Genomic DNA, 20,201 nt, shown 5'->3' with positions numbered 1-20,201 from the left:
CGGTTGCCGGTTTCCAGGCCCGCCGGTCGGCCGCCGCGCATCACCGTGCCTGACCACGCGAGAAATCCGTCTTGCGTGACACGCGCGCGGATGTTCGGGACACCGCCGTCCGGTCGCTTACCGTGGTGACCATGGGCGGGCAGGTGTGGGGTGGGGGAGTCATCGTTCTCGTCGCGGTCGCCCTCTGGCTGGTGTATCTGCTGCCCTCGTGGCACAGTCGTCGCCAGTTCGACGCCGCTGAACGCAACGCCGTCCGCCTCAACCAGGCTCTCCGCGTGCTCGCCGAGACGAGCGAGACACCCGAAGAGGTGCGGCTCGAGCTCAACGCCCGCACCGCCGCCGCGCAGCAGAAGCTCGCGAAGCGGGCCCTGGCCGAGCGCGAGCATGCGGCTCTCGAGGGTGCCCGCGTCGATCTCGAGATCGCCCGGGGCGAGCGCGAGGCCGCCGAGGCCGCCGCGCGCGCCGATCTCGAGCGGGCGCGAGCCGAACGTGCGCAGGCTGCGGCAGCTGCACGTTCCGACCTCGCCTCGGTCCGTTCCCTCCCGGCGGCGCGTCGCGCGCGCGCACGGCGCCGGTTCCGACTCGCAGCGACGCTCGCGGGCGTCGTCGGCCTCGGGATCGCCGTGTGGGGCGTGTTCGAGACGATCACCTTCGGCGCGCAGACACTGATGTGGGCCGGAGCCGGCCTGGCGGCAGCATCCGGTCTGATCCTTCACCGTCTCTCCCGCGTCGCCGAGCGCGCCGTGTCGCGGGCGACGGATGCCGCGCCCCGCCGCACCGCGGAATTGCAGGACGTCGCCCTCGAGCGCGAGCAGCGCGAGTGGGCGCCGCGCGATCTTCCCCGTCCTCTCACGGCGTCGGCAGGCTCGCGGGCGGCCGCGGTGCTGGATGGCGAAGCCGCCCGGGCAGCGCTGCGTCAGGCCGCCCTCGAAGAGGCCATGGCGGCCCGTGCCGCGGCGCAGCAGCCACCCTCGATCGACGTCGCGCGGACCGCGCGGACGGCCTCCGTCGAGTCCGAGTACACCCGCATGGGGTACGTCGACGACGTCGAGATCGAGGCGCACGTGCGGCAGCTGCTGACCCGCCGTGCGGTCGGCGAATAGGGGCCCCGCGGGGGCTCTGCCGATTCGGAGCGACTCTCGAACCGTGATAGTGTTTTCGAGGTTCACGGGCCTGTAGCGCAGTTGGTAGCGCGCCTCGTTCGCATCGAGGAGGTCAGGGGTTCGATTCCCCTCAGGTCCACCGAAAGAAGGCCCCCACAGTGTGGGGGCCTTCGGCTTTTCCCTCCACTGCGGGCAGCGTGCGCGCCGAGTCGTTCGGCGACCAGAGTCCTGTTGCGACAGCCGCGAGACGTGCGCCAAGGTGGGACAGGCGCCCGCCGGGGGAAGGCGGCGTCCGCTGCTCGATCGATGGGGGCCATGCCGTGCCGGAATCCGCTGCTCGCCCGACCGTGCTCGCCCCCTCGCTCGTGGTCGCGCTGACCGCGGGGCTGGCCGCGTGCGGGAGCCCGGAGCCCGACGCCGCCCCCTCGGCGACGACCGAGCCGGGCGCCCTGGCTGTCGTCGAGGACGGGCTCGGCGACGACGTCGGCGACGCGCTCGGCGCGGCCGCCACAGAGGCGTTCGCCGGTGTCAGCGCTCCGGGCGCCGTCATGGCGATCCGCACCGCCGAGGGCACGTGGGCGGCGACGATCGGCTACCAGGACTGGGACGAGACGATCCCGATGACCGCCGACGTCAACCAGCGGGTCGGCAGCGTCACCAAGACCTTCACGATCACCGCGTTGCTGCAGCTCGCCGAGCGGGGAGAGCTCTCGCTCGAGGACCCCATCGAGATGTACATCCCCGGCATGCCCAACGGCGACGCGACGTTGTACGACCTCGCCTCCATGCGCAGCGGCATCCCGTCGTACACCTTCGACCCGTCGTTCCAAGACACGCTGTTCAGCGACCCGAACCACGTGTGGACGCCGCAGGAGCTGGTCGACCTGGTCAAGGGGGCCGAGCCGATGTACCCGCCGGGGTCGATGACGTTCTACTCGAACACGAACACCGTGCTCCTGGGCATGGTCATCGAGCAGGTCACCGGCGCGCCCATCCAGGACGTCATGCGCGAGCAGATCACCGAGCCGCTCGGGCTGTCGGCCACCTTCTTCCCGACGGACGCCTCGTTCCCCGACCCGCACGCACACGGGTACACGACCCAGGGGACCGACGACGACCTGCCGGTCGAGGCCACGGACTGGAACCCGTCGTGGGGCTGGTCGGCGGGCGCGATGATCTCCGACCTCGACGACCTCCTGACGTGGGGCGAGGCACTGGCCACGGGGGAGGGCATCCTGTCGCCGCAGTGGCAGGCGACGCGCCTCGACTCGTTCGACTTCGACATCCCGGTCTACCTCGCGCCCGACGAGGACGCCCCGCAGTCCGAGGCGCGGGCTTACGGGCTCGGGCTCGGACTCGCGCTCGGCTGGTACGGCCACACCGGCGAGCTGATGGGATACCACACCGTCGTGCAGCACCACGTCGAGTCGGGGACCACGCTGATCGTCATGGTCGACAGCGACATCAAGTCAGGCGAGTGCCCGGCTGAGGCGCCGACCACGCCCGGGGGCCGCACGGCCGGCCCCTGCGAGGACCCGGCCGTCCACATCGCCAACGCGCTCGCCGACGCCGCGGGCCACCCGCTGGTCGAGTCCGGCAGCTGAAGCCGGCACGGCGCCGGCGGGGGGACCGCCGACGCCGTCACCGCCGATTCTCGAGGCCCGGGAGCCTCAGTCGGGAGTGGCTTCGGCAGCGGCGCGCGCGGCGGCCGGGAGGGCCTCGACGATGCGCGACACGGCGGTGTCGTCGTGCGCGGCGGACACGAACCAGGCCTCGAACACCGACGGCGGCAGCGAGACGCCCTGCGCGAGCATCGCGCGGAAGAACGGCGGGTAGCGGAACGCCTCCTGCGCCTTCACCGTCTCGTAGTCCGTCGGCGCCTCCGCCGCGAACTGGATCGAGAACAGGCTGCCCGAGCGCTGCACGACGTGCGTGACACCGGCTTCGGACAGGGCGGATGCTGCGGCATCGGCGATGGTCGCCGCCGCGCCGTCGATGCGGGCATACGCGGCGTCGTCGAGGTGGTCGAGCGTCGTGCGCCCCGCCGCGACGGCGAGCGGGTTCCCGCTCAGCGTGCCGGCCTGGTACACGGGTCCGAGCGGCGCGAGCAGCTCCATGAGCGCGGCGGAGCCGCCGAGCGCGGCGAGCGGGAGCCCGCCGCCCACGACCTTGCCGAACGTGATGAGGTCGGGCGAGAACGGCACCGGGTCGATGCCGTACCACCCGGCGGGACCGACGCGGAAGCCGGTGAGCACCTCGTCGAGGATCAGCAGCGCCCCGTGCGCGTGTGCGATCTCCGCGAGCGCGGCGTTGAAGCCGTGCGCGGGCGGGACGATGCCCATGTTCGCGGGCGCCGCCTCCACGATGACGGCGGCGATGTCGTCGCCGCGCGCCTCGAATACCTCGCGCACGGCGTCGAGGTCGTTGTACGCGATGACCAGCGTCTGCGCGGCGATCGGGGCGGGAACGCCCGCGGAGCCCGGCATCGCGAGCGTGGCGACTCCCGACCCCGCCTCGGCGAGCAGGCCGTCGGAGTGCCCGTGGTAGTGCCCGGCGAACTTCACGATGAGGTCGCGCCCGGTCGCGCCGCGCGCGAGCCGGATCGCGGTCATCGTCGCCTCGGTGCCCGTGGAGACGAGGCGCACCCGCTCCACCGGGGGCGTTCCGACGGGATCGACGACCGAGGAGGGGCGCGAAACGCGAGCGGCGATCAGCTCCGCCAGCTCCGTCTCGCCCGGCGTGCTCGCACCGAAGCCGAGGCCGTGGGCCGCGGCATCCTGAACCGCCTTCACGACCGCGGGGTGGGCGTGCCCGAGGATCGCGGGACCCCACGAGCCGACGAGGTCGACGTACTCGCGCCCCTCGACGTCGGTCACGTACGGGCCGGACGCCGACACGAAGAAGCGCGGCGTCTCGTGGACCGAGCCGAAGGCGCGCACCGGCGAGTTCACGCCGCCCGGCATGGCGCCGCGGGCGCGGGCGAATTCCTGTGCGTTCGTCGTCATCGGATCCACTCCGCAAGCTCCAGGGCCCAGTAGGTCAGCACGGCGTCGGCGCCGGCGCGGCGGATGCCGATCACCGACTCCTCGATCGCGCGGCGGCGGTCGATCCACCCGTGGGCGGCTGCCGCCTCGATCATGGCGTACTCGCCCGACACCTGGTAGGCCCAGACGGGGACGGGGCTGGTCGCCGCGGCGTCCGCCAGCACGTCGAGGTAGCTCATCGCGGGCTTGACCATCACGATGTCGGCGCCCTCCGCGATGTCGAGGTCGAGCTCGCGGGCGCCTTCGCGGCGGTTCGCCGGGTCCTGCTGGTAGGTGCGGCGGTCGCCCTCGAGTGAGGACTGCACGGCCTCGCGGAACGGTCCGTAGAACGCCGAAGCATACTTCGCCGCGTAGGCGAGGATCGGGGTGCTGCCGTAGCCGGCGTCGTCGAGCGCGTCGCGCACGGCGGCGACCTGGCCGTCCATCATGCCCGACAGCCCCAGCAGCTGCGAGCCCGCCTCTGCCTGGGCCACACCCATGTCGCGGTAGCGCTCCAGGGTCTCGTCGTTGTCGACGTACCCCTTCGCGTCGAGCACGCCGCAGTGACCGTGGTCGGTGAACTCGTCGAGGCACAGGTCGGTCTGCACGACGAGCGCGTCGCCCGCCTCGGCGACGGCGATGCGCGTCGCGACGTTGAGGATGCCGTCAGGATCCGTCGCGCCGGAGCCCACAGCGTCCTTGTGCTCGGGCACGCCGAACAGCATGATGCCGCCGATGCCGGCGGCCGCGGCATCCGCCACCACACGCTTGAGGCTCTCGGTCGAGTGCTGCACGACACCTGGCATGGACGAGATCGGCACCGGCTCGCTCGCGCCCTCGCGGACGAAGAGCGGCAGGATCAGCTCGGCCGGGTGCAGGCGCGTCTCGGCGACGAGGCGACGCATCGCGGGCGTCGCGCGCAGCCGCCGGGGCCGGTCCGCTGGTGCGTAACTCATGGGCGTTCTCCCGTCAGGCCGGCGGCGCCGGCATCGAGCAGTTCACGGGCGACGGATGCGGCGACCTCGCGCGACGGATCGCCCTCGTCTTCGGGCCACACGGTGGCATGCGACGAGGTGAGGGTCGTCGTGCCGTCGAGGCTGTACACGCTCGCCGAGAGCAGGAGCAGCCCGGCGTCGACGACGGCGCGCGCGCCGACCGGCGCGGAGCAGCCGGCCTCGAGGAGGGCGAGCACTTCGCGCTCGGCCTCGACCGCTGCGCGGGTCTCGGCGTGGTCGAGCCGGTCGACGAGGTGCTCCTCGCCGCGGCGCACCTCGACCGCGAGTGCGCCCTGGCCGGGGGCCGTCGGCCAGCGGTCCGCGTCGAGGAACTCGGTCACGACGTCGGTGCGGCCGATGCGCGTGAGGCCGGCGGCGGCCAGGATGACGGCATCCAGCTCTCCGCTGGTCACCTTGCCGAGGCGCGTGTCGACGTTGCCCCGGATGTCGACGACCTCGAGGTCGGGGCGACGGGAGCGCAGCTGCGCCATACGGCGAGGGGAGCCGGTGCCGACGCGCGCGCCGGCCGGAAGCTCGTCGAGGGTGAGGCCGTCGCGGGCGATGAGCGCGTCGCGCGGGTCCTCGCGCGCGGGCGTGGCGGCGACGACGAGGTGCTCGTGGGGAGCGGTCGGAAGGTCCTTGAGCGAGTGGACGATGACGTCGCATTCGCCGGCGAGCAGTGCGTCGCGAAGCGCCCCGGTGAAGAGCCCGGTGCCGCCGGCGCGCGACAGCGGCTCGTTGGAGCGGTCGCCGTCGGTGGTGATCGTGACGAGCTCGGTCGTGACGCCGTACGCGTCGGCGAGATCGTCGGCGACCATGCCGGTCTGTGTCAGCGCGAGCGTGCTGCCGCGTGTGCCGATGCGCAGCGTGGTCACGCCAGCACCTCGGCGATCTCGTCGAGACCGATGCGGCGTCCGGTGTAGAACGGCACTTCCTCGCGCACGTGGCGACGCGCCTCGGTCTGTCGAAGATCACGCATGAGGTCCACGAGCTCGACGAGTTCGGGCGCCTCGAGGGCGAGGATCCACTCGTAGTCGCCGAGCGCGAACGACGCGACGGTGTTGCTCAGCACGCTGCGGTGCGCGGCGCCCTTGCGACCGTGGTCGGCGAGCATCTGGCGGCGCTCGTCGTCGGGGAGGATGTACCAGTCGTACGACCGCACGAACGGGTAGACCGTGAGCCACGCCTCGGGATCCTTGTCGCGCATGAACGCGGGCAGGTGGCTGGCGGTGAACTCCGCGTCGCGGTGCACGCCCATGGCGTTCCAGACCGGCACGAGCGATGAAAGCGGCTCGGCGCGGCGGAGCGTACGCAGTGCCGACTGCAGCACCTCGGGCGCGATGCCCACGCCGGTGAGCCAGATCATGAGGTCGGCGTCGGCGCGCAGGCCCGACACGTCGTAGAACCCGCGGACGGTGACTCCGGATGCCTCGACCTCGGCGACCGCCGCGGTCAGATCGCCGGCGGGGGCGGGCGCAGCGGCGTCGCGGCGGAAGACGGCCCACAGGGTGTAGCCGAGGGTTTCAGTGGGGGAGTTCGCCGCGGGTTCGGTCATGCGTCCATCTTTCCATCCCTGACACGGGCGGTTCCCGGGAGCGCCGTGTCAATCCGCCCCGCCCGCAGGCCGGGGCCCATCCGCCGCGCCCGCAGGCCGGGGCCCATCCGCCGCCGCTCCCCCGCGAAGTCCGGACTTCGCAGGGTTCGGCGTCGGGGGGCCCGCGTTGTCCGGACCGTGCGGGTGGGTCCCCGGCGTGCTCCTCCTGCGAAGTCCGGACTTCACGGGGTCGGGGCCCGGTGGGGATGCGAAGTCCGGACCGAGCGAGGTGGGGCCCGGAGAGGATGCGAAGTCCGGACTTCGCAGGGTCGGGGGCCGGAGGGGACGCGAAGTCCGGACCGCGCGAGTTCAGCGGGAACGCCGGTCAGCGCGCCAGCAGCTCCGTCGCCGTGCGCTCCGCGTGGGCGACGATGCCGGCGAGGCCGGATCCCGCCACGGTCTCGCCGACGACGACCATGTCGGAGGGGACGGATGCTGCGGCCGGCCGAACCCAGAACACCTGGGCCACGTCGACCAGGACCGGCAGGCGCACGCCCAGCAGCGTCTCCGCGTCGGCACGTGCGGCGGCGACAGGGTCGGCGGGCGTTTCGTCGTAGGAGAGCCGCACGACGTGCCTCCCGGCGGCGGTCTCGCGGAGCCACTCCCACTTGGCCGTGGCGTGCGTGAGGGCGCGGGCGCCCACCGGTGCTCCGGCGGCGACGAGCAGTCCGGTGCCGCGGGGTGCGGCATCCAACTCGTCCTGCTCCACCACGAGCGTCACGAGGTCGATGCGACGACCCGGTGCGGCAGGGGCGGCCACGCCCGGGGCGGCCACGACCACGGTGCCATCGAGAGCGCCGAGGTGGCCGACCCGCGTTCCGAGGCGGATGTCGCCCCCGCGCCGCGCGAGGTCGTCGGCGAGGGCGGGGACGAGCCGGTTGATGCCGCCGCGGATCCCCGCGACCGCCGCGCCCGGGGGAGCGGCAGCACGCAGCCGCGCGACGGCTCCGCCGAGCGAACCCGCATTCGCGACGGCGTCAGCGAGCCCGGGGTGGGCGCGTGCGACCGGGAGTTCGTCGGGGTGCTGAGAGTGCACGCCGTGCACGACGGGTGCGACGAGCCGATCGAGCAGCTCGGCGCCGAGGCGCTCCCGCACGAGCGGGCCGAGCATCGCGGGCACCTCGCCGACCGGCCGCGCGTCGAGCGCGACGGCCCGCTCCGCAGCCGCGAGTCCGACCACGCGCACGACGTCGTCGGCGAGGGGGTCCGCCGGAATGCCGAGCAGTGCGGTCGCGGGCAGGGGGACGGCGTCGCCCGTGACGGGCTGCAGCCACGCCGGTGCCGGAACGGGAGCGACGATGTCGCCGGCGAGGCCCAGCTCCACGAGCAGTGCCTGGACCGCGCCGCCGCGGACCGCGAAGCTCTCGGCCCCGGCGTCGAGTGCGAGTCCTCCGACCTCGTGTCGCGTGACCGTGCCGCCGAGGTGATCGGATGCCTCCCACACCCTCACCGAGGCACCCGCGGCAGCCAGGCGGCGGGCGACGACGAGTCCGGCGACGCCGCCGCCGACGACGCTGAAGTCAGCCATTCTCGTGGACGAACTCCACGATGCGCGTGAGCACGGTCGGGTCGGTGTCGGGCGGGACGCCGTGCCCGAGGTTCACGACATGCGCCCGGGCGGCGCGGCCGCGCTCGAGCACGTCGAGGATGTGCGCCTCGAGCACCGGCCACGGCGCGCGCAGCAGCGCCGGGTCGATGTTGCCCTGCACCGAGACGCCGGGGCCGAGCCGGCGCACGGCCTCGTCGAGCGGCAGACGCCAGTCGACGCCCACGGTGTCGACGCCGACGTCGCGCATCGCGGCGAGCAGTTCGCCGGTGCCGACGCCGAAGTGCACCAGGGGCACGTCGAGGTGTCGCACGGCGTCGAGGGCCAGAGCGGAGAACGGCGCGACGTGCTGCGTGTAGTCGGCGAGGCTGAGCGAGCCCGCCCACGAGTCGAAGAGCTGCCCGGCCGAGGCCCCCGCCTCGATCTGCGCGGCGAGGAACTGCCCGGTGATCCCGGCGCACCACGTCAGCAGCGCCGCCCAGGTGTCGGGGTCGGAGTGCATGAGCGCGCGCGTCTTCAGCTGCTCCTTCGACGGGCCGCCCTCGACGAGGTACGACGCGAGCGTGTACGGAGCGCCCGCGAAGCCGATGAGCGGCGTCGTGCCGAGTTCTGCGACGGTGAGCGCGACCGCATCGCGGATCGGGGCGAGCGCCGCAGGGTCGAGCGGAGGGAGGGACGCGACATCCGACGCCGTCCGCACCGGGTTCTCCAGCACCGGTCCGCGACCCGCGACGATGCGCACGTCGACGCCCGACAGGCGCACCGGGATCACGATGTCGCTGAAGAAGATGCCCGCGTCGACGCCGTGCCGACGCACCGGCTGGAGCGTGATCTCGCTGGCCAGCTCGGGATTCAGGCAGGCGTCGAGCATGTCGGTGCCCACCCGCAGCTCGCGGTACTCGGGCAGCGAGCGACCCGCCTGGCGCATGAACCACACCGGCGTCCGCGGCGGACGATCACCTCGATACGCGCGTATCAGCGCAGGGGGATCGTTTCTCTGAAGGACGGAAGGGTGAGAGTCATGCAACGACACACGTTAAGATTAGGTCTGTGCTCCTCTGTCTGACCGCGAACCATCGGAACGCGAGCCTCGACATCCTGGAGCGTCTCTCTGTGGGAGCGCCCACGGCGACGCGCGCTCTCGTCGAGGACGAGTTCTTCGTCTCGGGCGCCGTCGTGCTCGCGACGTGCAACCGGTTCGAGGCGTATCTCGACATCGACGAGCCGCTCACGGGCGGCGAGGCGGTCGCGGCCGAGTCCGTCATCGAGGCGATGGCCGACGCATCCGGCGTCCCCGTCGATCTGCTGCGCGCGTCGGTCGCGGTCCATCAGGGGGCGGATGCTGCGGCCCACCTCTTCGCCGTCACCAGCGGCCTCGAATCGATGTCGGTCGGCGAAGACGAGATCTCGGGTCAGGTGCGTCGCGCCCTCGACGCCGCCCGCGCCGACGGCATGACATCGAGCGAGCTGGAGCGCCTGTTCCAGAAGGCCACCCACACCAGCCGCGGCGTGCGCAACCGCACCCAGCTGCGCGGAGCGCACCGTTCGCTCGTGCGCCTCGCCCTCGAACTGGCGTCGAGCCGCGTCGCCGAGTGGGCCGCTGCGAAGATCGTGGTCGTGGGCACCGGAAAGTACGCCGTCCGCACGGTCGAGGCGCTGCGCGCCCGCGGTGCCGGCGACATCCACGTCTTCTCCCCGTCGGGCCGCGCCGAGGCGTTCGCCGCGCAGCACGGGCTGATCCCCGTGGCGGATTTCGCGGCCGCCGTCGCCGAGGCCGACGTCGTCATCACCTGCACGGCGGACGCCGTCGTGCATGCGGACGCGTTCACCCCCGGACGACGCGTGCTCGTGATCGACCTCGGGCTCCCGCGCAACGTCGATCCGGCCGTCGGCGCGGTCGAGGCGGTCGAACTGCTCGACCTCGAGACCATCCGCCTGCACGCGCCGCTCGCCGAGTTCAGCGCGCACGCCGACGCGCGCGCGATCGTGGGCGACGCCGCCACCGAGTTCCACGCCGACCGCGAGGCCGGCCCGGCGATCACGGCTCTCCGCGGCGACGTGCTGCGGATCGTCGACGCCGAGATCGCCCGTGCGCGCTCGCGCGGCGCGGGCGACGACGTCGAGGCGGCGCTGCGCCACCTGGCGGGCGTGCTGCTGCATCAGCCGTCGGTGCGCATCCGCGAGCTGGCCGTCGAAGGCCGCATCGACGAGGCGCGTGCCGCCCTCGAACTGCTGCACGGCCTGTCGGTCGAGGCGCCCGGCGCCGCAGACGACGACCTCTGGGCCTCCGCGTAAGGGCGTCATTCGACCACGCGCCGCCCATCAGTCCGGGGCGTTTCGTCTCGCTCGTTCCTCGCTCGCTCAACGACCGGTGGTCAGGGGCGGTGCCGTTGCCCCGCCGGAAGACGAAACGCCTCGAGTGTTCGGGGTACTCAGGCGAGCTCGTGCAGGAGGAACGCGCCGAGGAAGCCGATCGTCGCCCACAGGCCGGTGAGCGCGTGCTGTTCGTCGAACGCCTCCGGGATCATCGTGTTGCAGACCATCGCGAGCAGGCCGCCCGCGGCGATCGTGGTGATGAGCGCGATCAGGTCCGGCGACGCCGACTGGAACGCGACGTAGCCCAGCACTGAGGCGACGACCGTGATCAGCGCGATCCCGCTCCACAGCAGGGCGATGTACCGCCCGCTCGAGCCGCCGCGCTTGAGGGCGGCGGTCGAGCCGAGTCCCTCGGGGAAGTTGCTGATCGCGATGGCCGCGACGATGGGGATGCTGATCCCGCCCTGCAGCACCGACAGACCCATGACGATGGACTCCGGGATGCCGTCGATCAGCGCGCCGACCGCGATCACCAGACCCGCCCCGCTCACCGCCTGTGCTCCGGCGCGGCGGGCGACGATGCTCGCGGAGAGCGCGTCTGCGCCGGAGTACTCGGTCACCGAGGAGGCATCGAGCGGAGGCGGACCGGTGACCGCCCGCTTGCTGCGTCGAGAGATCAGCTGGTCCGCCACGATGTAGAGGATCGCGCCGCCCAGGAACCCGACGGTCGTCGGCACGAGACCGCCGTCTTCCGCGGCTTCCTCCACGAGCTCGAACGCCAGCGTCGAGATGAGCACGCCCGCGCCGACGGCCATGATCCCGGCGACGATGCGCTGCGGGATGTCGACGTACCACGCGACCGCGGCTCCGACGAGCAGCGTGCCGCCGCCGATGAGTCCGCTCAGCGCGGCGAGCCAGAGTCCGTCCATGGCGCCAAACTAGTGGCCTGTCGCACGGATGCCGCGGCGAAACGCGTTCGCCGCGGCATCCGTGCGACCAGGCGGAGCTCAGACCGGGGCGGCCTCGCGGGCGCGCAGTTCCTTGCGGAGGATCTTGCCAGAGGTGGACTTCGGGATCGCCGCGATGAACTCGACGCGGCGCACCTTCTTGTGCGGCGCGACCTGCTCCGCGACGAACGACATGACCTCGTCTTCGGTGAGCCCGGAGTCGGGGGCGGCGACGATGAAGGCCTTGGGGATCTCCTGCTTGTCGTCGTCGAGCACGCCGATGACCGCGGCATCCATCACCTTCGGATGGCCGAGCAGAAGCGCCTCGAGCTCTGCGGGAGCGATCTGGTAGCCCTTGTACTTGATGAGCTCCTTGACCCGGTCGACGATCGAGAAGTAGCCGCCCTCGTGATAGACGGCGATGTCGCCGGTGTGGAGGAATCCGTCCGCATCGAGCGTCTCGGACGTCGCCTGCGGCTGGTTGAGGTAGCCGAGCATGACGTTGGGTCCCTTGACCCAGAGCTCGCCCGCCTTCGTGACGCCGTCCGCGCCGAGCTCGGTGATCTCCTCGCCCGTCTCGGTGTCGATGAGCTTGTTGAGCGTGTTGGGCAGCATCACGCCGACCGAGCTCACCGGGATGTCGTCGCGGTCCACCGGCATCGCGTGCGAGACAGGGCTCAGCTCGCTCATGCCGTATCCCTGCATCATGCGCGCGTTGATGCGGCGCCCCGCCGTCTCGGCGGTCTCGCCGTCGAGCGGAGCCGCTCCCGAGAACACCGTGCGGACGCTCGAGATGTCGAACTGGTCGACGATCGGGTGCTTGGCCAGCGCGACCGCGATCGGTGGCGCGATGTACAGGTACGTGCACTGGAACTTCTGGATGTTCGTGAGGAACTCGACGAGGTCGAACTTCGGCATCGTCACGAGGCTCGCGCGCTGACGCAGCGCGAGGTTGAGCAGCACCGTCATGCCGTAGATGTGGAAGAAGGGCAGCACCGCCAGCACGCGGTCGGTCTCGGCGAGGTCGAGCGCGACACGGCACTGTGCGACGTTCGCGACGAGGTTGCGGTGCGTGAGCATCACGCCCTTGGGGATGCCGGTCGTGCCCGATGAGTAGGGCAGCACCGCGACGTGCGTCGCCGGGTCGAACGAGACGTCGGGTGCGGGCGCGCCCTCGGTGAGCAGCTGCCGGAGGTTCGGGTGGCCTGAAGCGCCATCGAGCACGATGACGCGTTCGTGGGGGATGCCGACGGCCTCGGCGGCGGCCTGGGCCTGGGGGAGGAGCGGGCTCACGGTGACGAGCCAGGTGGCCCCGGCATCGCGCAGCTGCTTCTCGATCTCGCCTGCCGTGTAGAGCGAGTTGACGGTGGTCACGGTGGCTCCCGCGCGCAGGATGCCGTGGAACACCGTCGCGAAGGCGGGAACGTTCGGGCAGAGCAGGCCCAGCACGGTCCCGACGCCGACGCCGCGAGCGGCGAGCGCGCCCGCGAACAGGTCGATCTGCGCACGCAGCGCGCCGTACGTGGTCTCGGCCCCCGTCGCGGGATCGATGAGCGCGACGCGCCCCAGCTCCTCGTCGGTCAGGCTCGCGAAGAGGTAGTCGTAGACGTCGAGTTCGGGAATCTCGATATCGGCTTCGGGACTGGTGAACACCGGATCTCCTTCGATCGGGCGGCATGACGGTCGTCGTCGGCGGGCCCAGGCCCGGCCGTGCGACCATCATGCCATCCGCATCGAGGATTGTGGAACGCGATTCCGCAATCGGTGGGACGCAGTCTCAAGCCTGCCGCGCCCGGCCATGCCGTCCGTTGGCCGGGCGCGTGCCGGTTCAGTGCGCGAGTGCGGGCTGGCGGCCTCCGGCGGCCAGGCGCTCCGCGGCGAGCCCCTCGGCGGCCTCGAGCGGCGTGACGCCGCGCGAAGAGGCCTCGTCGAAGATGCGGCGGACGGTGTCGCCGATCTGGCCCACGCGCTCCATGATCTCGGTGCGCGTGCCGAGGTGCTTCGCCTCGAGGTCGAGGTAGATCACGCCGCCCGCGTTGACGACGAAGTCGGGGGCGTACAGGATGCCGCGACCGGCGAGGCGGGCCGCGCCACTGTGGTCGGCGAGGGGGTTGTTCGCGGGGCCGCACACGGCCTTCGCGTCGAGGGCGTCGATGACCTCGTCGGTGAGGAGTCCGCCGATGCCGGCCGGCACGAACACGTCAGCGGGGACGAGGTGCTCCTCGCCCGGCGCGATCCACTCGGCACCGAGTTCGGTGGCGAGGTCGCGCTTGGCGGGGTTCACATCGGTCACGGTGAGGCGCGCGCCCTCGGCCGAGAGGCGCACCGCGAGACGGCTGCCGACCTGGCCGAGGCCGGAGATCGTGATGCGGCGTCCCTCGACGTCGGCGGTGCCGGCGACGCGCTCGAGCGTCGCGCGCAGCGACTCGTACACGCCGAGGCTCGTGGGGCCGGCGGGCTCGCCCGAGCCGCCCACGGCGTCGGGCAGGCCCACGACGTGCTCCGTGCGCTCGCTGACGACGAGCATGTCCTCGGTCGTCGAGCCGACGTCCTCGGCGGTGCGGTAGAGGCCGTGCAGCGACTCGACCGCGTCGCCGAGGTCGAGGAACGCGGCGCGGCGCCGGTCGGTGTCGAGCGTGGTGCCGGGAGGCAGGGCGATGACGGACTTGCCGCCGCCGGCGTCGAGGCCGGCCGCGGCGTTCTTGAGGGTCATGGCGGCCGACAGGCGCAGCGCGTCGCCGAGGGCGTCGCTCCAGTGCGGGTACGTCCACAGGCGCGCGCCGCCGAGAGCGGAGCCGAGCACGGACGAGTGCAGCGCGACGGCGATGAACAGGCCGCTGCGGCGGCCGGTGATCACCTCCACCCGCTCGTGTGCGAAATCGGGCAGGGGCAGGGTGTGCGTCATCGCGGTTCTTCCTTCGGCGGGCCTCGTGGGCAGTGCGCTGCGGACGCCGCGGCGTTGCGGCATCCGTTCTCATTGCACACCGGTTCTGCGAATTGTTCAACCGTGTCGACGGCGAGTGGGCACATTGCGTGATCTTCGGTGTGAGCTCTGCGCACGCCTCATCAGTGTGTGCGCCGTCGATAGCATCGACGAATGCCAGACGCCTACACCCACGGCCACCACGAGAGCGTTCTGCGGTCGCACCGCTGGCGCACTGTCGAGAACTCCGCGGCATATCTGCTGCCCCACCTCGGGCCGGGCGTCTCGGTCCTCGATGTGGGCAGCGGTCCCGGCACGATCACCGCGGACCTCGCGGCCCGCGTCGCACCCGCTCGGGTGGTCGGGACGGATGCCTCGGCCGGCGTCGTCGCCCAGGCCGCGGCCGACCACGCGGCGCCGAACCTGTCGTTCGAGGTGGGCGACGCGTACGCGCTGCCGTTCGACGACGGCGGCTTCGACGTCGTGCACGCGCACCAGGTGCTGCAGCACGTGGATCGACCGGTCGACATGCTGCGGGAGCTCGGGCGCGTCGCCGGCCCCGACGGCGTGGTCGCCGCGCGCGACGTCGACTACGAAGGCGTGATCTGGTACCCGCTGATCCCCGCGCTCGACGAGTGGCTGGCGCTGTACCTGGCGACGCACCGCAGCGTCGCGGGCGAGCCGGCGGCCGGACGCCGGCTGAAGGCGTGGGCGCAGGAGGCCGGTCTCGCCGACATCCGTGCCACGGCCTCGCTGTGGCTCTTCGAGGACGAGGCCGACCGCGCGTGGTGGGGCGGGATGTGGGCGGACCGCGTGCTGCAGTCGGCGTTCGCCGAGTCGGCGCGCGCGAGCGGCGCCGACGACGCGCTGCTGCAGCGCATCTCGGACGGCTGGCGCGAGTGGGCGGCATCCGACGACGGCTGGCTCCTCATGCCCCACGGCGAGATCCTCGCGCGCGGACCGCGTCGTTAGGCTGAGCCGGTGACCATCCCCGACTCGCTGCCCGCCCGCAGTCGCCTCGTCCACGATGCGATCCGCGCCGCCGGCATCCTGGGCGACATCGTGGTGCTTCCGGATGCCGCCTCCACCGCGGTCCTCGCCGCCCAGGCGCTCGGGGTCGAGGTCGGTGCGATCGCCAACAGCCTGGTGTTCTCCAGCGATGGCGCACCACTGCTCGTGATGACGAGCGGCGCGCACCGCGTCGACACGGCGGCGCTCGCCGAGCGCCTCGGCCACGAGAAGATTCAGCGCGCGACGCCCGAGCAGGTGCGAGAGGCCACCGGCCAGGCCATCGGCGGTGTCGCCCCGACGGGGCATCCGTCGGCGCTCCGCACGATCGTCGACGAGGACCTCGCCCGCTACCCCGAGATCTGGGCCGCCGGCGGTACGCCGCACACGGTCTTCCCCATGACCTACGACGAGCTGGTGCGCCTGACGGGCGGCACCGTCATGAAGGTCGACTGAGCGCGCGCGTCAGAGTTTCGATGTGGCCGGGCGCGCGCCGCCGATGCGTCGGCCGAGCTCGGTCGCCGCGGGGGCGACGAGCTGCGCGAAGTCCTCGGCCTCGCGCGCGCCGTCGGCCGGGAAGGTCACCGCGATCGCGGCGATCGGCCAGCCGACGTGGTCGAGCACCGCGACGCCGACCGACCCGAGCCCGAGGGTGACCTCGCCGTCCTCGGACGCCCACCCGCGCTCCCGTACCCCGCGGAGGAGCTCCCGCAGCTCTCCCGGCCGCTGCGGGCCCCGGCCCGTGCGGTCCGCGAACGCCGCAGCATCCGGGAACAGCGCCCGCACCTGCTCGCGCGGCAGCGCCGCGAGCATCGCCCGGCCCGTCGCGGTGAGATGCGACGGCAGGCGGACGCCGACATCCGTCACCAGCGCGGGCCGGCGCGGCGCGCGCTCCTCGACGATGTACAGCACGTCGCGCCCGTGCATGATCGCGAGGTGCGCACTCTCGCCGGCGCGATCGACGAGGTCGGCGAGCACCGGGCGGCCGAGCCGCGCGAGCGGCTCCTGGCGCGAGTACCCGCCGGCGAGCTCGAACGCGGCGATGCCCAGACCCCAGCGCCGCTCCTCGGGCAGGTGCACGACGAACTGGTGCTCCTGCAGCGCCGCCAGCAGGTGGTACACGGTGGAGCGCGGGAGCTCCAGCGCGGTCGCGATCGTGCGCGCCGGGACCGGCCCGCGCTGGCGTGCGAGGTACGACAGGATCCGCAGCGTCTGGTCCGCGGCGGGCACCTGGGGCCTCGGGCTGCTGTCTGGCATCACAGACAGAGGATGCCACGACCCGCTGTCGCGCGCCACGGCCGAGGTGTGGAATCGGAGCATGACCACCGTCACGCCCCCCTCCGCCACCTACGTCGCCGGCGTCACCGTCGGCGCGGCGCCGCTGCGGCCCGACGAGGTCGTCGCCGTCGCCCGTCACGGTGCCCCCGTCGAGCTCGCCCCCGAGGCCATCGCGCGCGTCGCGGCGACCCGCGCCCTCGTGGAGGGCCTCGCTGACGACCCCGAGCCGCACTACGGCATCTCGACCGGCTTCGGCGCCCTCGCCACCACGTTCATCGCCCCCGAGCGGCGCATGCAGCTGCAGGCCAGCCTGATCCGCTCGCACGCGGCGGGCACCGGCGCCGAGGTCGAGCGCGAGGTCGTGCGCGCCCTCATGCTGCTGCGCCTGCAGACGCTGGCGACGGGTCACACGGGTGTCCGGCCCGTCGTCGTGGAGACCTACGCCGCGATGCTCAACGCCGGCATCACGCCGATCGTGCGCGAGTACGGCTCGCTCGGCTGCTCGGGCGACCTCGCACCGCTGTCGCACGTCGCGCTCGCCGCGATGGGCGAGGGGCGTGTGCGCACCGCGACCGGCGACGAGGTCGACGCGGCCGAGGCGCTGGCGGCAGCATCCGTGTCCCCCCTCGTGCTGCGCGAGAAGGAGGGGCTCGCGCTCATCAACGGCACCGACGGCATGCTCGGGATGCTGCTGCTCGCACTCCACGACCTCTCGGTGCTGCTCGACACGGCCGATGTCGCCGCGGGCATGTCGGTGGAGTCGCAGCTCGGCACGGACGCGGTGTTCGCCGCCGATCTGCAGGCGCTCCGGCCGCAGGTGGGGCAGGCCGTCTCGGCGGCGAACCTTCGGGCGGTGCTGGCGGGCTCGGGGATCATGGCGTCGCACCGCGACCCCGCCGTCTGCACTCGCGTGCAGGACGCGTACTCGCTGCGCTGCTCGCCGCAGGTGCACGGCGCCGCCCGCGACACCGCCGACCACGCGCTGCTCATCGCCTCGCGCGAGCTCGCCGCGGCCGTCGACAACCCCGTGATCACCGACGACGGGCGCGTCGAGTCGAACGGCAACTTCCACGGCGCGCCGGTCGCGTACGTGCTGGACTTCCTCGCGATCGCGGTGGCCGACGTGGCATCGATCTCGGAGCGCCGCACCGACCGCGCCCTCGACCGCGCGCGCAGCAACGGCCTGCCGCCCTTCCTCGCCGACGAGGTCGGTGTCGACTCGGGCTTCATGATCGCCCAGTACGCCGCGGCGGGGATCGTCTCGGAGCTGAAGCGGTTGGCGGTTCCGGCATCCGTCGACTCGATCCCGTCGTCGGCGATGCAGGAGGATCACGTGTCGATGGGGTGGGCCGCCGCGCGCAAGCTGCGTCGGGCGATCGACGGGCTCTCGCGCGTGCTCGCGATCGAGGTGCTCACCGCCTCGCGTGCCCTCGACCTGCGGGCGCCGCTCGAGCCGGCCGCCGCCACGGGCGCCGTGCGCGATCTCGTGCGCACCGTCGCCGGGGGCCCCGGCCCCGACCGCCACCTGTCGCCCGAGATGGAGGCCGTGACCGTGCTCGTGCAGTCCGGCGCCGTCGCGGGCGCCGCCGGACTCGGCGACGCGGCGTCGAGGGTCTCCTCTTCTCGAGACCAGGAGATCTGACGCATGCAGGACGGATTCACCCGAATGAACCTGGTCTCGCCGGATCTCCTGATCTGGCAATCCCTCGACGCGAAGGAGCGCTGACATGACCACCTCGACGCACTCGATGCCCGACACCACGATCCGCGGGCTCGGCGAGCACGCCGTGCGCGCCCCCCGTGGCCCCGAGCGCACCGCCAAGAGCTGGGGCGCCGAAGCCGCCAAGCGCATGCTCATGAACAACCTCGATCCCGAGGTCGCCGAGCACCCCGAGGACCTCGTCGTCTACGGCGGCACCGGGCGCGCCGCCCGCTCGTGGGAGGCGTTCGACGCCATCGTCCGCACGCTCGACGAGCTCGAACCCGACGAGACGCTGCTGGTGCAGTCGGGAAAGCCGGTCGGCGTCTTCCGCACGCACGAGTGGGCGCCGCGCGTGCTGATCGCCAACTCGAACCTCGTGGGGGACTGGGCGACGTGGCCCGAGTTCCGCCGCCTCGAAGAGCTCGGCCTCACGATGTACGGCCAGATGACCGCGGGATCGTGGATCTACATCGGAACGCAGGGCATCCTCCAGGGCACGTACGAGACGTTCGCCGCGGTCGCGCGCGCCCTCGCGGAGAGGAACGGCACGGATGCTGCGACCGCGAGCCTCGCCGGCACCCTCACGCTCACCGGGGGCGCGGGCGGCATGGGCGGCGCGCAGCCGCTCGCCGTGACGCTCAACGGGGGAGCGGTGCTCATCGTCGACGTCGACGAGTCGCGCCTGGCCCGCCGCGTCCAGCACGGCTACCTCGACGAGTACACGACCGACCTCGACGCCGCTCTCGCGCGCGTCGTCGCGGCGAAGGAGGCCGGCGAGGCGCTGTCGGTCGGTGTCGTGGGCAACGCCGCCGAGGTGTTCGGCGATGTGCTGCTGCGCCACCGCGCGGGCGAGCTCACCGTCGACATCGTCACCGACCAGACCAGCGCCCACGATCCGCTGGCGTACCTGCCGGTGGGCATCGCGTTCGAGGACTGGAAGGCCGAGGCGGCCCGTGACCCCGAGGGCTTCACCGCCCGTGCGCGCGGCTCGATGGCCACGCACGTCGCGGCGATGGTGGGATTCCAGGACGCGGGGGCGGAGGTCTTCGACTACGGCAACTCGATCCGCGCCGAGGCGCAGCTCGGCGGCTTCGATCGGGCGTTCGCCTTCCCGGGTTTCGTTCCCGCCTACATCCGCCCGCAGTTCGCGGAGGGGCGTGGACCGTTCCGCTGGGTCGCACTCTCGGGAGACCCCGAGGACATCCGCAAGACGGACGAGGCCGTCAAGGCACTGTTCCCCGAGAACGCGGGACTGGTGCGCTGGCTCGACAAGGCCGGTGACACAGTGCACTTCGAGGGCCTCCCGGCGCGCATCTGCTGGCTCGGCTACCAGGAGCGCCACCTCGCGGGACTGAAGTTCAACGAGATGGTCGCCTCGGGCGAGCTGTCGGGACCGATCGTGATCGGCCGCGACCACCTCGACGCCGGCTCGGTCGCGAGCCCGTACCGCGAGACGGAGGCCATGGCCGACGGGTCCGACGCGATCGCCGACTGGCCGCTCCTCAACGCGCTGCTCAACACGGCGTCGGGTGCGGCCTGGGTGTCGATCCACCACGGCGGCGGCGTCGGCATCGGCCGCAGCATCCATGCCGGTCAGGTCACCGTCGCCGACGGCACCCCGCTCGCCGCGGAGAAGCTCGAGCGCGTGCTCACCAACGATCCCGGCACCGGTGTGATGCGCCACGTCGACGCGGGCTATGACCGCGCGAAGGAGGTCGCGCGCGAGCGCGGCCTGAACGTGCCCATGCTCGGTGACTGACGGACGG

General features: G+C 72.7%; 17 protein-coding genes and 1 tRNA gene. 8 read left to right on the top strand and 10 right to left on the bottom strand.

What is annotated here, in order from left to right; genetic code table 11:
* Positions 1 to 131: 131 nt before the first annotated feature.
* From AC3A46_RS00975 to AC3A46_RS00965, 3 genes are all read left to right on the top strand, one after another.
* Positions 132 to 1,103, top strand: a complete 972-nt coding sequence (locus tag AC3A46_RS00975) for a large exoprotein (RefSeq protein WP_487663381.1) — start codon at positions 132 to 134, stop codon at positions 1,101 to 1,103.
* A 66-nt stretch (positions 1,104 to 1,169) separates the two neighbouring features.
* Positions 1,170 to 1,242: transfer RNA gene (locus AC3A46_RS00970), tRNA-Ala, on the top strand.
* Between the two features lie 181 nt (positions 1,243 to 1,423).
* The gene (locus tag AC3A46_RS00965; protein WP_487663380.1) at positions 1,424 to 2,707 is read left to right on the top strand and encodes a serine hydrolase domain-containing protein; all 1,284 of its coding nucleotides are present in this window, start codon (positions 1,424 to 1,426) and stop codon (positions 2,705 to 2,707) included.
* A 66-nt stretch (positions 2,708 to 2,773) separates the two neighbouring features.
* On the opposite strand, the gene hemL is transcribed toward AC3A46_RS00965, so the two are convergent.
* The 6 genes from hemL to hemE all read right to left on the bottom strand — a co-directional run bounded on the left by hemL (position 2,774) and on the right by hemE (position 9,294).
* The gene (hemL, locus tag AC3A46_RS00960; RefSeq protein WP_487663379.1) at positions 2,774 to 4,108 is read right to left on the bottom strand and encodes a glutamate-1-semialdehyde 2,1-aminomutase; all 1,335 of its coding nucleotides are present in this window, start codon (positions 4,106 to 4,108) and stop codon (positions 2,774 to 2,776) included.
* On the bottom strand, positions 4,105 to 5,082 hold the full coding sequence (gene hemB / locus AC3A46_RS00955) for a porphobilinogen synthase (protein WP_487663378.1): 978 nt from the start codon (positions 5,080 to 5,082) through the stop codon (positions 4,105 to 4,107). The genes hemL and hemB overlap by 4 nt, the downstream gene beginning before the upstream one ends.
* Positions 5,079 to 5,996, bottom strand: coding sequence for a hydroxymethylbilane synthase (hemC, locus tag AC3A46_RS00950; RefSeq protein ID WP_056369727.1), 918 nt, complete (start codon positions 5,994 to 5,996; stop codon positions 5,079 to 5,081). Before hemC ends, hemB begins: the two co-directional genes overlap by 4 nt.
* Positions 5,993 to 6,676 (bottom strand): hydrogen peroxide-dependent heme synthase, encoded by a 684-nt coding sequence (gene hemQ, locus AC3A46_RS00945; protein ID WP_487663377.1) that lies wholly within the window; start codon positions 6,674 to 6,676, stop codon positions 5,993 to 5,995. Before hemQ ends, hemC begins: the two co-directional genes overlap by 4 nt.
* A gap of 364 nt (positions 6,677 to 7,040) precedes the next feature.
* Positions 7,041 to 8,243 (bottom strand): protoporphyrinogen/coproporphyrinogen oxidase, encoded by a 1,203-nt coding sequence (locus tag AC3A46_RS00940; protein ID WP_487663376.1) that lies wholly within the window; start codon positions 8,241 to 8,243, stop codon positions 7,041 to 7,043.
* On the bottom strand, positions 8,236 to 9,294 hold the full coding sequence (gene hemE / locus AC3A46_RS00935; protein WP_487663375.1) for a uroporphyrinogen decarboxylase: 1,059 nt from the start codon (positions 9,292 to 9,294) through the stop codon (positions 8,236 to 8,238). Before hemE ends, AC3A46_RS00940 begins: the two co-directional genes overlap by 8 nt.
* 17 nt (positions 9,295 to 9,311) lie before the next feature.
* Between hemE and AC3A46_RS00930 the strand changes: the two genes are divergently transcribed.
* Positions 9,312 to 10,556 (top strand): glutamyl-tRNA reductase, encoded by a 1,245-nt coding sequence (locus tag AC3A46_RS00930; protein WP_487663374.1) that lies wholly within the window; start codon positions 9,312 to 9,314, stop codon positions 10,554 to 10,556.
* Positions 10,557 to 10,693: 137 nt separating this feature from the next.
* Here the strand turns inward: AC3A46_RS00930 and AC3A46_RS00925 are convergent, their stop codons facing one another.
* From AC3A46_RS00925 to AC3A46_RS00915, 3 genes are all read right to left on the bottom strand, one after another.
* On the bottom strand, positions 10,694 to 11,506 hold the full coding sequence (locus AC3A46_RS00925; RefSeq protein ID WP_487663373.1) for a ZIP family metal transporter: 813 nt from the start codon (positions 11,504 to 11,506) through the stop codon (positions 10,694 to 10,696).
* A gap of 78 nt (positions 11,507 to 11,584) precedes the next feature.
* A complete protein-coding gene (locus AC3A46_RS00920) occupies positions 11,585 to 13,177 on the bottom strand; it encodes an AMP-binding protein (RefSeq protein WP_487663372.1) in 1,593 nt (530 codons plus the stop codon).
* 175 nt (positions 13,178 to 13,352) lie between these two features.
* On the bottom strand, positions 13,353 to 14,429 hold the full coding sequence (locus tag AC3A46_RS00915; RefSeq protein ID WP_311293135.1) for a Glu/Leu/Phe/Val dehydrogenase family protein: 1,077 nt from the start codon (positions 14,427 to 14,429) through the stop codon (positions 13,353 to 13,355).
* Between the two features lie 192 nt (positions 14,430 to 14,621).
* Here AC3A46_RS00915 and AC3A46_RS00910 point away from each other — a divergent pair, with 192 nt between their 5' ends.
* Positions 14,622 to 15,419, top strand: a complete 798-nt coding sequence (locus AC3A46_RS00910) for a methyltransferase domain-containing protein (protein WP_487663371.1) — start codon at positions 14,622 to 14,624, stop codon at positions 15,417 to 15,419.
* 15 nt (positions 15,420 to 15,434) lie between these two features.
* On the top strand, positions 15,435 to 15,911 hold the full coding sequence (locus AC3A46_RS00905; RefSeq protein WP_487663494.1) for a YbaK/EbsC family protein: 477 nt from the start codon (positions 15,435 to 15,437) through the stop codon (positions 15,909 to 15,911).
* Positions 15,912 to 15,920: 9 nt separating this feature from the next.
* Here the strand turns inward: AC3A46_RS00905 and AC3A46_RS00900 are convergent, their stop codons facing one another.
* Positions 15,921 to 16,712 carry an IclR family transcriptional regulator gene (locus AC3A46_RS00900; RefSeq protein WP_487663370.1) on the bottom strand — a complete coding sequence of 264 codons (792 nt, stop codon included), beginning with the start codon at positions 16,710 to 16,712 and terminating at the stop codon, positions 15,921 to 15,923.
* 61 nt (positions 16,713 to 16,773) lie between these two features.
* Between AC3A46_RS00900 and hutH the strand changes: the two genes are divergently transcribed.
* On the top strand, positions 16,774 to 18,375 hold the full coding sequence (hutH, locus tag AC3A46_RS00895) for a histidine ammonia-lyase (protein WP_487663369.1): 1,602 nt from the start codon (positions 16,774 to 16,776) through the stop codon (positions 18,373 to 18,375).
* An 85-nt stretch (positions 18,376 to 18,460) separates the two neighbouring features.
* Complete coding sequence (hutU, locus tag AC3A46_RS00890; RefSeq protein WP_487663368.1) at positions 18,461 to 20,194, top strand: urocanate hydratase; 1,734 nt, start codon at positions 18,461 to 18,463, stop codon at positions 20,192 to 20,194.
* Positions 20,195 to 20,201: the final 7 nt, after the last annotated feature.

The organism is Microbacterium sp. Soil_C_42 (assembly GCF_057656735.1).
This window is presented reverse-complemented; position numbering and strand designations above follow the sequence as displayed.

What these genes read in the sequence shown, in the direction of transcription:
- AC3A46_RS00975 (WP_487663381.1), top strand. Translation starts at nt 132, where the DNA reads ATGGGCGGGCAGGTGTGGGGTGGGGGAGTCATCGTTCTCGTCGCGGTC.
- hemL (WP_487663379.1), bottom strand. Translation starts at nt 4,108, where the DNA reads ATGACGACGAACGCACAGGAATTCGCCCGCGCCCGCGGCGCCATGCCG.
- hemB (WP_487663378.1), bottom strand. Translation starts at nt 5,082, where the DNA reads ATGAGTTACGCACCAGCGGACCGGCCCCGGCGGCTGCGCGCGACGCCC.
- hemQ (WP_487663377.1), bottom strand. Translation starts at nt 6,676, where the DNA reads ATGACCGAACCCGCGGCGAACTCCCCCACTGAAACCCTCGGCTACACC.
- AC3A46_RS00940 (WP_487663376.1), bottom strand. Translation starts at nt 8,243, where the DNA reads ATGGCTGACTTCAGCGTCGTCGGCGGCGGCGTCGCCGGACTCGTCGTC.
- AC3A46_RS00925 (WP_487663373.1), bottom strand. Translation starts at nt 11,506, where the DNA reads ATGGACGGACTCTGGCTCGCCGCGCTGAGCGGACTCATCGGCGGCGGC.
- AC3A46_RS00915 (WP_311293135.1), bottom strand. Translation starts at nt 14,429, where the DNA reads ATGACGCACACCCTGCCCCTGCCCGATTTCGCACACGAGCGGGTGGAG.
- AC3A46_RS00910 (WP_487663371.1), top strand. Translation starts at nt 14,622, where the DNA reads ATGCCAGACGCCTACACCCACGGCCACCACGAGAGCGTTCTGCGGTCG.
- AC3A46_RS00900 (WP_487663370.1), bottom strand. Translation starts at nt 16,712, where the DNA reads ATGCCAGACAGCAGCCCGAGGCCCCAGGTGCCCGCCGCGGACCAGACG.
- hutH (WP_487663369.1), top strand. Translation starts at nt 16,774, where the DNA reads ATGACCACCGTCACGCCCCCCTCCGCCACCTACGTCGCCGGCGTCACC.
- hutU (WP_487663368.1), top strand. Translation starts at nt 18,461, where the DNA reads ATGACCACCTCGACGCACTCGATGCCCGACACCACGATCCGCGGGCTC.